The sequence below is a fragment of the Paludibaculum fermentans genome (assembly GCF_015277775.1).
In the GTDB taxonomy this organism is placed as follows: domain Bacteria; phylum Acidobacteriota; class Terriglobia; order Bryobacterales; family Bryobacteraceae; genus Paludibaculum; species Paludibaculum fermentans.
On the sequence record NZ_CP063849.1, the window covers coordinates 7,640,044 to 7,652,260 of the forward strand.

Here is a 12,217-nt window from a genome sequence, read left to right on the forward strand (position 1 = left end):
CTACTGGGTTTTTTCGAGTTGCAGTGTGAGCGTGCCCACATAGAACGGAAGTTGGATTCTGATCTGCACCGGCAGCCGTTTGTCGTCATCGCTGATCCAGATGAACAGCCGGCCCTTGCGGCCGTACATCACTCCATTGAACAGAAACGCCTCATACCGCGTGGACGGAAACTGTCCCAGGGGTGTCTTGATGGTCTCTTTCTGCTGGGCCTCGACGCGGGCCATGACGACCTTCTTGCCGTCGCTGATGGGGAGTTCCAGGACGGAACCAGGCGCTGGGTGCAGTTGGCGGAGTTTGTGCAGGCCGCCGGTGGCGTCGTGGACGCAGGCGGGTATGTCGATCTCTTTGGCGAGGGCTACGGTGTTGGTATTGAGGTCCTTCTCGAGAAACGTCGAGCGCTTCCTGGTGCGGTCGAAGGTTGCCTTGACCTCGCGGTTGCGGCGGCCTTCGTGCACGTCCCAGGTGATGGACGTGGCGCAGAGGCCGTGGTCGAACATGGCGCGGTAAGAGTCGTTGACGGTGAACAGCGTGGCCACCAGGCCGACACTCTTCATGAGCATGTCCAACTGCCGGTCGCCCTCCGACCATTTCAACTGGACTTCCCCGGCCCGCACGAAGCGCCACTCCACCCCGAAGGTCAGAGTTTCCGGCTGATTGAGCGCGACCGTCTGGGCAAGGCAAGGCCCCGCCAGCAAGAGAGTCCATACTGCAATCGCGCCGCCTGGCGGATTCCACAAGCGCATGTCCACTCCAGTCTTGCAGATGCACTCTGAAAGCCGCAAACGCGGGGATGAGCTTTCCTGCTGAACGCCCGTCCTGGCGGCACTAAAGTTACGAGTCCGCGGAGCCGATGAAGAGGACATGAGCCGAACCGCGTCCGAGGTGCATCCGTGAAGACGACCTGGTGCCTGACGCTGACCGCTTTTCTGGCCCTGGTTTTCGCGCCGCTCACCTTCTCGAAGGACAAGACACCCGCGCAACGGCGTCCGCCATCGAAGCCTCCAACGGTCCAGCGGGCGATGAAGGAGCGCAAGCGGCAGGTGAAGCGGGACAAGCGGAGCCGGCAGCAGCTGGAAGCGTTCCGGGCCCGCCCCAAAGTCCGGCTGTAGGCCCCTATTTCAGCGGATCGCGCGGTTTGTAGCCGAGTTCCCGCGTGAGCACTTCCACTAATCGTTCCAACACTTTGACGCGCGCCCAGTGCTTGTCGTTGCCTTCGACCACAGTCCAGGGAGCGGTGCGGGTGCTGGTCTTCAGCAGCATCTCCTCGACGGCCTCTTCGTAGTCGCTCCACTTGGCGCGATTGCGCCAATCCTCGTCCGTCAGCTTCCACGCTTTGTAGCCGATCTTCTGGCGTTCCTCGAAGCGCCGCAACTGCTCTTCGCGCGAGATCTGCACCCAGAACTTGGCGAGGATGCAGCCGGAATCGCGGAGCTGCCGTTCAAAGGAGTTGATCTCTTTGTAGGCTCGCTTCCACTCGGCTTCGGTACAGAAGCCTTCGACGCGCTCCACCAGGACGCGGCCGTACCAGGAGCGGTCGAAGATGGCGATCTGGCCTTTTTCCGGCAGCCGGCGCCAGAAGCGATAGAGGTAGTGGCGGGTCTTGTCTTCCCCTTGCGGCGCGCTGATGGGGTAAACGACGTAGCCGCGCGGGTCTAATTTCTCGGTGACGCGCTTGATGGCGCCACCCTTGCCGGCGGCGTCCCAGCCTTCGAAGGCGAGGACCACGGGGCGCTTCTGCTGGTACACCTGCCAACCGAGCTCCCTGAGCTGGATCTGGCCGCGGGTGAGCCGTTTCGCATAGTCGGCACGATCGAGTTTCTGTTTGAGATCGAGGGTTTCCAGCATCAGGCTTCTCCGTTACCCTCGTTGTCCAGCGTGTCCATGATGCGCCGCAATTCGGCATCGTGGCGGATCTCCGCGGAGCCTTCCTCCACGGGCGGCACGTGGGGGCCCAGAGCCTTTTCCAGGGCCGCATTGATGGTGAGGAAAACCTTGCGCCGGGCGTACCAGCGGGAGGTTGCCTCCACGATGGTCCACGGAGCGAATTCGCTCTCGGTCAGTTCCAGCATCTCCTCGGCCGCTTCCAGGTACTGGTCGTAGAGTTTGTAGCGCGCCCAATCCTGGCTGGTGACGCGCCAGGATTCCAGCGGGTCGGCCTCGATGTTCTCGAAGCGCCGCTTCTGCTCCTTCTTGCTGATGTGGAACCAGAACTTGAGAATGACGGTGCCGTCGTCGGCCAGCATTCGCTCGAAGTCGAGGATGTCCTTGTAGGCTTTGCGCCAGGTCTTTTCGGGCACCACTTTTTCGACCCTCTCGTCCAGGACGCGGTGGTACCAGGAGTGGTCGAAGATGGTCATCTCTCCGCGATTGGGGGCCTTCAGCCAGAAGCGCCAGAGCCAGGGGTGATTCTGCTCGTAGGTGCGCGGCGGCTGGATGGAGTAGAGCTTGAAGCCGCGCGGATCCAGGCGCTGGGTGAGGGTGGAGATGGAGCTGCCTTTGCCGGCGGCGTCCCAGCCTTCAAAGAGGACGATGGAGGGGATGCGGTGGTCCCAGCAGGCCTTTTCGAGCGTATACAGCCGCCGCTGGAGCGCCGGCATCTCCTGCTTGTAGTCGGCACGCGCGAGCTTCCGTTTCAGGTTGACGTTTTCTAGCATCGGCTTTTCAGCAGGATCGCCTGGGCACTGTACGGTTTCTCGGACTCCTTGCGTTGGATTCGCTCATAGGTGCCGTCGGGCTTCATGCGGCGCGCTTTCACGTTGTCGGCCAAATAGACTGACAGGATTCTATCGCGGATCTGCCTCACCAGCGAGGCCCTTTGAATGGGGAACAGGGTTTCCACGCGGCGGTTGATGTTGCGCGGCATGATGTCGGCCGAGCCGATGTAGATTTCTTCTTCGCCGTCGTTGCGGAAGTAGAGAATGCGGCTGTGTTCCAGGAAGCGGCCCACCACGCTGATGACGCGGATGTTGTCGCTGACGCCGGGCACGCCGGGCCGCAGGCAGCAGATGCCGCGGCAGAGGAGGTCGACCTGCACTCCGGCCTGTGACGCCTTGTACAGCAGGCGGATGACGCGAGGGTCCACCAGCGCATTCATCTTCATGATGATGCGGGCGTCCTTGCCGGCTTTGGCGTGGGCGATCTCGCGTTGGATGAGCCCTTCGAGGCGCTGCCGCAGATTGATGGGCGCCACGAGGAGCTTGCGGTAGTCCGATTTGGCGGAGTAGCCGGTGAGGTAGTTGAAGAGATCGGTGCTGTCCGCGCCGAAGTCCTCGTCACAGGTAAACAGGCCCAGGTCCGTATAGAGATGCGCGGTGACGGCGTTGTAGTTGCCGGTGGAAAGGTGCACGTAGCGGCGCATGAGGGTGCCCTCGCGGCGCACCACCATGGCCACTTTGCAGTGCACCTTCATGCCGACGAGGCCGTACACGACGTGAACGCCCTCTTTTTCCAGGGCGCGGGCCCACTCGATGTTGGACTCCTCGTCGAAGCGGGCTTTCAGCTCCACCAGGACGGCCACCTGCTTGCCGTTCTCGTTGGCTTCGAGCAGGGCTTCGACGACGGGTGCGTTGCGGCCGACGCGGTAGAGCGTCATCTTGATGGCCAGCACCTGCGGGTCGCGCGCCGCCGCGCGGAGGAAGTCCACCACGGGCTGGAAGCTGTCGAAGGGCTGGTGCAGCAGGATATCGCCGCGGCGGACCATGCCGAAGATGTCCTCATCCTCAGCGAGTTGTTTCAGCGGAGCAGGCGTGAAGGGGGCATCCTTGAGTTCCGGACGGTCGAGCGAGGCCAGGTGCCGCAGGCGGACCAGGGAGAGCGGGCCTTCGGTTTTGTAGACGTCGGTGTCGTCGATCTCGAGGTTGGTCTTGAGGATCTCAAGCAGGCGCTCCGGCATTTGCTTTGGCACCTGCAGGCGGACGATGGCCCCGAAGCGGCGTTGGCGCACGCCTTCCTCGATGGTTTCGAGCAGGTCTTCCGCTTCGAGTTCCTGGATGGCCATTTCGGCGTCGCGGGTGACGTGGAAGGGATGCGACTCGACGATCTCCATGCCGGGGAACAGCGCACCGAGGTTGGCCTGGATCACCTGTTCGATCCAGACGAAAGACACGCCCTTGCCATTGCGTTTCAGGGCGCCGCGCTGCAGAGGCACCAATTGGGGCAGGGAATCGGGCACTTTGACGCGGGCGAAGTGTTCGACTCCGTTGGGATCGCGGATCAGCACCGACAGGTTCAGGCTGAGGTTTGAGATGTGAGGGAAGGGGCGGCCGGGATCGAAGGCGAGGGGCGTGAGCACCGGGTAGATGGTGTCGTCGAAGTAGCGCCGGGCATGGTCCTTCTGGTGCTCAGTCAGCTCCTTGTATTCCAGGACGTGGATGCCGTGGGTGCGCAGTTCCTCCAGCAGCAGCCGCCGGCACGCCTGCGCATCCGCAAAGAGGGATTGGCAGTAGGTGCGGATAGCCTCCAGTTGGCGCGCTGGAGACATGCCGTCCGGACCGGCGTCGAGGATGCCGGATTCGATCTGGTTGGCCACGCCGGCCACGCGCACCATGAAGAACTCGTCCAGGTTGGAGCCGAGAATCGAGAGGAATTTGACGCGCTCCAGCAGGGGGTTGCTGGGATCGCGGGCCTCCTCCAGAACCCGGGACTGGAAAGCCAGCAGGCTGAGTTCCCGGTTCAGGTAGAGCGAAGGCGCATTGAGGTCGACCGGCGCCTGCTCCGGTTTCTCTTTCCTGGGGCTTCCTTTGGAGGTCGCGGCCGGAACTACTTTTTCTATTTTCCTTTTGTTGCCCGGCATATACGCTTCTAACAGGGTAGCGGACGGCCGCCACTGGCGCTGGGACGAGTTTCCCGCTCGACAAGATTGTGCGCCACGTTCTCTAATCAAACAAGGAGCCTGTGCCGCAGACAGCTTGAGGATGGCACCTGGCCGGGCAGGCTATGAGTACTTAATGAGAGACGCTGGGAAACTACCCGCCTTCCGTTTGTGGACCAGTCTCCGCGTGCTGTTGAGCGTGGTTGCTGTGGTGGCGTGCGGCGGGGCCGCCGTGCTGATCTGGCATCTCGGTATGTACCGGACGCTCAGCCAGCACGCGTTCCGCGTGGGTGCGGACAATGCTCCACCTTACAGTGTGCTGCGGCCGGGCCAACCGCCTACTGGTCTGGCTGTCGAAGTCCTGAGAGAAGCAGCGCGGCGCAAAGGCATCCGGCTGATCTTCGTGGAGACGCAGGTCGGGGTGGATGAAGCGTTCCGGCGCAATCTGGTGGATCTGTGGCCAGCGGCGACCGACACGCCGGAGCGGCGCAAGTGGCTGCATGTCTCCGATCCCTGGCTGATGAACCGGCTGTGCATCGTTTCCCGCAGCGACAACCCGGTCCACGCGATCGCCGACCTCAAGAACAAGCGTGTCGGCAGCGTTTACCTGCGCATCGTGAAAGAGATCGGCGGGCCGAATCCGCCGCCGGGCATGACCGCGCGAGAGGTTCCGGGCCGTGCGGAAGGGCTGCTTGCCCTCTGCCGGGGCGAGGTGGAGGCGAGCATTATCGAGCAGCGCTTCCTGGAGCAGAAACTGCTTGTCCGGCCGGCCGCCTGCGATGGGGTTTCGCTGGTTGTCATGAATGTGCCGAGCGCCGACCGCATGCTTTCGGTGCTCGCCAATGAACAGAGTGCGGCGGCGGCGATCATGTTGCGCAAAGGGATCACTGAGATGAGCCGCGACGGTTCGTTCACGCACATCCTGGACTTCTGGTCCTCGTTCATGGGGAATGAAATGCGAATCGTTTCGGAGCTGGAGACGAAGGCCCGGCAGTCGCGCATTTCGTTCTATGGCACCGTGCTGCTGGCGATCATGGGCATCGTGCTGGTGGTGCAGAACGGCAGGCTGCGGCACGCCAACCGGCTGGCGGGCGCCGCCACACGGGCCAAGAGCGATTTTCTGGCCTCCATCAGCCACGAGATCCGTACGCCGATGAACGGGATACTGGGGATGTCGCACATCCTGCTGGAATCGCCCCTGCCGCGGGAGCAGCGTGAGCACGTGCAGATTATCGAGAGTTCCGGGCAGTCGCTGCTCCGCCTGATCAATGACGTCCTGGATTTCTCCAAGATCGAGGCCGGCAAACTGACGATCGAGCAGGAGGCCTTCAACCTGCGCCAACTGGTGCAACAGGTGGCGGCCCTGGTGCTGCCGAGCGCGGAAGCCAAAGGGCTCAAGTTAAACCTCTCGGTCGCCGGCGACCTGCCCGCGATGCTGGAGGGCGACCCTGGCCGCATTCGGCAGGTGCTGCTGAACCTGGTGGGCAACGCCGTGAAATTCACTGAACAGGGCGCGGTGAGCGTGGAAGTTTCGATGGGGGAGGCTTCCGGCGAACTGGTGGCCGTGCGGATTGCCGTGCGCGATACGGGCATCGGTGTGGCGGCTGAGAATCTGCCCCACCTCTTTGAGAAGTTCTACCAGGCTGACTCTTCCGCGTCCCGGCGCTTTGGCGGCACGGGCCTGGGGCTCTCCATCAGCCATGAGCTGATCCACCTGATGGGCGGCACGATCCAGGTGGAAAGCCAGCCTGGCACCGGCTCCAATTTCTGCGTGGAGCTCAAGCTGCGCCGGATCTCCGGAGTCTGGCAGGATGAGCTGGTTCCCGAGCCTGCCGCCGCGGCGAACCTCCCGCCGACGCCGCGAGAGGGTTTGAAGGTGCTGCTGGTGGAAGACAACAAGGTCAATCAGCGAGTGGCGACACGGTTCCTGCAGCGCCTGGGCTGCGAGGTGGAACTCGCCGAGAACGGGTTGATCGCGCTGGACCGGGTCCGCGTGCTGGCGGACGGGTCGCGGTTCGATCTCATCCTCATGGATTGCTTCATGCCCGTGATGGACGGCTTTGTCGCCACGCGGAGCATCCGGGCCGTGGAGACTGCCGCCGGATGGCGGACTCCTGTCGTGGCGATGACGGCGTCCCTGCTGGAGGAAGACCGCCGGCGCTGCCGCGAAGCCGGCATGGACGACTACATTCCGAAGCCTGTGGATCCGGCTGAACTGCGACGGGTGGTGGCCCGCTTCGCTCCCGCGAAGGACGCGAGCCGGCCGGAGTCTGCCTGAATCCACCTATCGATTGAGCCCCGGGCCGGATCTTCTAATATCGTAGAGTGACTGAGCCGGACCCCCAACTGCGCGAGCTGACCGTCAAATCGGTTTTCCTCGGACTTTTCCTGGCCTTTGTATTCGGCGCCGCCAACGCCTACCTCGGGATGAAGGCCGGGCAGACCGTGGCCGCCACCATTCCGGCGGCGGTGATTGCCATGGCTTTGTTCCGGATTCCCGCGTTTCGCGGCGGCCTGCTGGAGCAGAACATTGCGCGTACGGCGGCCAGCGTCGGGGAGGCTCTGGTGGCCGGAGCGATCTTCACTCTGCCGGCGTTCCTGCTGGTGGAGATTGACGGGCAGAAGCTGTGGGCGGATCTGCGGGGGCACTACTGGCAAGGCGTCGTGATCCTGCTGGCGGGCGGGCTGGCCGGGATCTTCTTCATCATCCTGCTGCGGCGCGCGCTGTGCGTCGAGGCGGGTCTGCCGTTTCCGGAGAGCGTGGCCAGCTATGAGATCGTCAAGGCCGGGCAGGAGTCCGGCGACGCTCCGCGGTTGGTGTTTGGCGGGATGGCGTTCGGCGGGCTGATCCAGATTCTCAAGAGCGACAAAGGGCTGCAGATCTTCCAGGAGTACGCCGAAGGCTTCATCGCCTTCCCCCGCAGTGTCGTACGCCACTTCAATTTCTCCAAGGCGCCTATCGGAGCGGTCACGCACCAGGGCGGCATTCCCTGGTCGACGCCCGCATTGTCGCCTGCCCTGATCGGCATCGGTTATATCATCGGGCCGGAGTTGGCGTCGATCAACGTGGCGGGCGGGTTTCTCGCGTGGTGGGTATTGATCCCGCTGCTGCTGTTCTTCGATCCGGATCTGTCGAATCGCATCGGCGGAGCCGGGCACGATGTCGCTGCCTACACGCTCTGGTACAACATCGTGCGGCCCATCGCGGTGGGCATGATGCTGGTGGGCGCCGCGAATACGATGTTCTCGATGCGGAAGTCCATCGCGGAGTCGCTGATGGGCGCCTTCCGGGCTTCGGCGAAGTCGGCTCACGCGAGCGGGGAGGTGCCGCGCACGGAACGCGATATTCCGACGAAGTGGGTGCTGCTGTGCATCCTGGCGCTCTTTGTGCCGGTCACGGCGATCTATTACGGGTTCACGGGCGGCATTGGGACGGCGATGGGTACGGCGCTGGTCATGGGTGGCGCGGGGTTCCTGCTTTCGGCGGTCGGCGGGTACCTGGTGGGGCTGGTGGGCAGCTCGAACCAGCCGCTGAGCGGGCTGACGCTCTCCGCACTGATCCTTTCCGCATTGCTGATGCAGGCCATGGGCGTGAAGGGTGCGGCGGGTGTGGCGGCGGTTTTGGGTGTGGCGGCCGTGGTGGCCGTGGCCGTCTCCGTTTCCGGGTCGCTGATCCAGGATCTGAAGGCGGGACATCTGCTGGGCGGTACGCCGTGGAAGATGCAGGTGGTCGAGATCCTGGCCGTGATCCTGCTGTCGGTCTTCCTGATGGGGCCCATCATTGCGCTGCACGAGGCGAATCTGTCCACCGGCGGGATTGGCGGACGCGCGCTGCCGGCGCCGCAGGCCGGACTGATGGCGCAACTCGCCAAGGGCATCGTCAGCGGCGACATGGCCTGGGGGCTCCTGGCTATCGGTGCGGCGTTCGGATTGGCCCTGCTGCTGTGTGGGGCACGGGCCATGATGCTAATCGCAGTGGGCATGTACCTGCCGTTTGATACGAGCTCCGCCATCTTCCTGGGCGGGCTCATCAAGTGGGTGGCGGACAAGGTGATGGCTTCGTATGGTCCCGAGATCAAGGCGAAGGCGGAGGAGGCGGGGACGCTGCTGGCGTCCGGGCTGATTGCCGGAGAGGCCGTTGTCGGCATTCTGCTGGCTGTGCTGTTCCTGACTGGCGTTTCGTCGATTACGCACGTTTTCAGCGGGACGGACCAGTTCTCGTGGTTCCCGGCGTGGGGCGGGTGGCTGTCGTGGCTGCCGATGGCGGCGATCGCCTGGGTCCTGATCCGGGTGCCGATGCGGCGTTCCGGTCAGTAGGGCTTGGCGTCGGCGGCGACCGGCCGCAGGAAGAGATCGTGGAAGTCGAAGCTGAAGTCGGTGAGCGGCGAGACCGCGACCATCTTGGCGGAATCGATCTTGCCGTCGGGCTTCAGTGAAAACGTCATGTAAGCGTCCGCGAGCAGGGTGCGGTCGTTCCAGCGCGCGACAAACGTGTCGTACTGCCAGTGCACCAGTTCGCCGGTCAAGGAGGGGGAATGGCTGAAGCGGATCAGCAGCTTACCGTCCTTCTCCTCGATCAGGACGTCGCCGTACCAGGCATCGCGGAAGCGCCCGGCATAGCTGCTTAAAGGCAGGGCAGGTTTTGAAGCCGGATTGTGGGCAGCGACCGCCTTGCTGATGTTTTCACCGGCCTCGTCCAGGCGCGTGGCCTGGTAGGTGGCATAGGCTCCGACCCAATCCTTGGTCGGGGCGTTGAGATAGTGGTCCAGCACCGTGTAGGTGACTGCATTGAAGGCCGCGCCGACCTCCTGATTGGTGAAAACCAAAACGCCCAGCTTGAGCGACGGGATCATCGTGACGCGCGTGACCATGCCGGCCAGGCCGCCGGTATGATGAATCATCCTGGCGCCGCGGTAGTCTGACACCACCCAGCCTAGCCCGTAGGCCTGGAAGTTCGGCTTGGACTCGGAGAGTTCGCCGGGCGGGTTGCCCAGGGGCATCACCGTTTGGGCCGACCACATCTCCTGGCTCTGTTTGGCGCTGAAGAGGCGGGTTCCGTTGTACTCGCCGCCATTCAACTGCGCGACGACCCAGTGGGCCATCTCATTGACGCTCGAGTTGATGGCGCCGGCTGGTGCGTTGTTGTCGAGATTGGTGAGGGCGATGGGCTCCAGCTTCCCCTCGGCCGCGGCGTGCGGAGTCGCGTAGTCCATGCCCGGCTTGAGGACGGTGGAACTGGTGGTGGAACGGGTCATGCCCAGCGGCTTGAAGAAGCGTTCACGAACGAAAGCGTCCCACGGCTTGCCGCTGACCGCTTCGATCACCTGGCCGGCCACCAGATAGAGCACGTTGTCGTAGGCATAGCGGCTGCGGAAGCTGGTCGCGGGGCGCACCCAGCGCAGGCGCTTCACGATTTCAGCGGAGCTCAGGTTGCTGGTGGGAAAGAACATCAGGTCGCCCGCGCCCAGGCCCAGGCCGCTGCGGTGCACCAGCAGGTCGCGGACGGTCATTTCGCGTGTGACGTAGGGATCGTACATCTGGAAAGCCGGCAGGTACTGGATCACGGGATCGTCCCAGCGGAGCTTGCCCTCATCCACCAGCATGGCCAGCGACGCGGAGGTGAACGCCTTGGTGTTGGAGGCGACGCCGAAGAGGGTGTCAGCCGTCACGGGGGCCGGATCCCCCAGCTTCCGCACACCATAGCCCTTGGCCATCACCAACTGGCCGTCCTTGATGACCCCCACGGCGATGCCGGGCACGTTGAACTCCTTCAAAGCACGTTCTACGACGGAGTCAAGATTCGGCTGCGCGAGGCCGAAGGATGGCAGTGCGAGGGCGAGGGTGAGAAGGGCGGTTGCGAGACGCATTTTGACTATTGTGCGTCAATCTCCGCCACGGCGGTAGGCCTCACCGCGCGCCAGCGTTTCAACCAATCGGCGGCGGCGGCGATGCCGGCGGAGAAGGGCTGGTCGTCCTTGCGCGGAGGACATACGGCGACAAAGGCCGTGCGGATCTCTTCGAGCAGCGGGCTGGTCTTCAACGGGCGCAGGCATTCCAGCGCCTGTGTCGCCGTCATCAGTTCGATGGCCAGCACCTGCCGGGTGAGCTCTACCACCTGGCGCAGTTTCAACGCCGAGGTCATGCCCATGCTGACGAAGTCTTCCTTGTTGCCGCTGGTGGTGATGGAGCCTGGGGATGCCGGCGTGGCCAGCACCCGGCACTCGGCCACCAGGGCGGCCGCCGTCACCTGCAGCATCATGTAGCCGGATTCGAGGCCGGGGTGATGCGCCAGGAAGGGTGGCAGGCCTTCGTTCAGGGCCGGGTTCACCAGGCGGTCGATGCGGCGTTCGCTGATGCCCGCCAGGGCCGTCAGGGCGATCGCCATGAAGTCCATCGCGAACGCGAGATGCTGGCCGTGGAAATTGCCGCCCGAGAGAGTCTCTTCCCCGAAGACGAGCGGATTGTCCGTGGCTGAGTTCAGTTCGATGCCGAAGACGCGCCGCGTCTCTGTCAGGGTGTCGCGAACCGCGCCGTGGACTTGGGGCGCGCAGCGGAGCGAGTAGGCGTCCTGAACCCGCCGGCACGCCTGGTGCGACGCCCGGATCTCGCTGCCTTCCAGCAGGCGCCGCAACAGCTTCGCGCTGGCAAGTTGTCCGGGATGGGGGCGGACTTCGTGGATACGCGGGTCGAAGGCCTTGGGCGTGCCGCGCAGGGCGTCGAGGGAGAGCGCGCAGGCGACGTCGGCGGCTTCGGCCAGATCTTCTGAGTCCAGCAGCGCCAGTGTGCCCAGGGCGAGCATGGCCTGGGTTCCGTTCACCAGGGAGATGCCTTCCTTGGAATGCAGGCGCAGGGGCTCGATGAGGGCGGCTGACAGGGCGGCTCCTCCGCTCATGCGCTGGCCCTGGTAGACGGCTTCGCCTTCTCCGATCAGCACGAGAGCGATGTGGGCCAGGGGGGCGAGGTCGCCGCTGGCGCCGACGCTGCCGCGGGAGGGGACCAGCGGGGTGACGCCTTTGTTCAAGAGACCGCAGATGCGCCGGGCGACGACGGGCCGGATGCCGGAGATGCCCTTGGCCAGCACGTTGGCCCGGATCAGCATGATGGCGCGGACGACATCCTCCGGCAGGGGTTCGCCGACGCCGCACGCATGGGAGCGCACCACGTTGCGCTGCAGTTGTTCGAGTTCCTCGGGCGCGACGCGCGTGTCCGCCAACAGGCCGACGCCGGTATTCACGGCGTAGACGGGGGCTTCGCCGGCGGCGAGGCGGTCGATCACCTCGCGCGCGGCCTTCATGCGCTTGACGGCATGCGGGTCCAACTCGACTTCGCCGCCGTGGCGGGCCACCTGGGCGACATCTTCCAGGGTCAACGCGGATCCATTCAGACTAACCATACCTTCACGCTAT

The 12,217-nt window shown here is 64.2% G+C and carries 9 protein-coding genes; 3 read left to right on the plus strand and 6 right to left on the minus strand.

The features are described from left to right. On the minus strand, nucleotides 1–744 hold the full coding sequence (locus IRI77_RS30275) for a DUF3108 domain-containing protein (RefSeq protein WP_194448690.1): 744 nt from the start codon (nucleotides 742–744) through the stop codon (nucleotides 1–3). Between the two features lie 147 nt (nucleotides 745–891). Between IRI77_RS30275 and IRI77_RS30280 the strand changes: the two genes are divergently transcribed. Then, the gene (locus IRI77_RS30280) at nucleotides 892–1,110 is read left to right on the plus strand and encodes a hypothetical protein (RefSeq protein WP_194448691.1); all 219 of its coding nucleotides are present in this window, start codon (nucleotides 892–894) and stop codon (nucleotides 1,108–1,110) included. A 4-nt stretch (nucleotides 1,111–1,114) separates the two neighbouring features. On the opposite strand, the gene IRI77_RS38200 is transcribed toward IRI77_RS30280, so the two are convergent. Genes IRI77_RS38200 through ppk1 form a run of 3 tightly spaced genes read right to left on the minus strand, consistent with a single transcriptional unit; the run spans nucleotide 1,115 to nucleotide 4,793 of the window. Then, nucleotides 1,115–1,846 (minus strand): hypothetical protein, encoded by a 732-nt coding sequence (locus tag IRI77_RS38200; protein WP_228486398.1) that lies wholly within the window; start codon nucleotides 1,844–1,846, stop codon nucleotides 1,115–1,117. After that, complete coding sequence (locus tag IRI77_RS38205) at nucleotides 1,846–2,655, minus strand: polyphosphate kinase 2 family protein (RefSeq protein ID WP_228486399.1); 810 nt, start codon at nucleotides 2,653–2,655, stop codon at nucleotides 1,846–1,848. The genes IRI77_RS38200 and IRI77_RS38205 overlap by 1 nt, the downstream gene beginning before the upstream one ends. Further along, nucleotides 2,649–4,793, minus strand: coding sequence for a polyphosphate kinase 1 (gene ppk1, locus IRI77_RS30290; RefSeq protein WP_194448692.1), 2,145 nt, complete (start codon nucleotides 4,791–4,793; stop codon nucleotides 2,649–2,651). The genes IRI77_RS38205 and ppk1 overlap by 7 nt, the downstream gene beginning before the upstream one ends. Before the next feature lie 154 nt (nucleotides 4,794–4,947). Here ppk1 and IRI77_RS30295 point away from each other — a divergent pair, with 154 nt between their 5' ends. Together IRI77_RS30295 and IRI77_RS30300 are read left to right on the plus strand one after the other, a co-directional pair. After that, nucleotides 4,948–7,089, plus strand: a complete 2,142-nt coding sequence (locus tag IRI77_RS30295; protein WP_194448693.1) for an ATP-binding protein — start codon at nucleotides 4,948–4,950, stop codon at nucleotides 7,087–7,089. A 47-nt stretch (nucleotides 7,090–7,136) separates the two neighbouring features. Beyond that, nucleotides 7,137–9,128: an OPT family oligopeptide transporter gene (locus IRI77_RS30300; protein ID WP_194448694.1), complete on the plus strand. Its 1,992-nt coding sequence runs from the start codon at nucleotides 7,137–7,139 to the stop codon at nucleotides 9,126–9,128. Here IRI77_RS30300 and IRI77_RS30305 read toward each other — a convergent pair. After that, complete coding sequence (locus tag IRI77_RS30305; RefSeq protein ID WP_194448695.1) at nucleotides 9,122–10,678, minus strand: serine hydrolase; 1,557 nt, start codon at nucleotides 10,676–10,678, stop codon at nucleotides 9,122–9,124. The two genes, IRI77_RS30300 and IRI77_RS30305, sit on opposite strands and share 7 nt — an antisense overlap. A gap of 5 nt (nucleotides 10,679–10,683) precedes the next feature. Beyond that, on the minus strand, nucleotides 10,684–12,204 hold the full coding sequence (gene hutH, locus IRI77_RS30310) for a histidine ammonia-lyase (RefSeq protein ID WP_194448696.1): 1,521 nt from the start codon (nucleotides 12,202–12,204) through the stop codon (nucleotides 10,684–10,686). Nucleotides 12,205–12,217 lie beyond the last annotated feature (13 nt).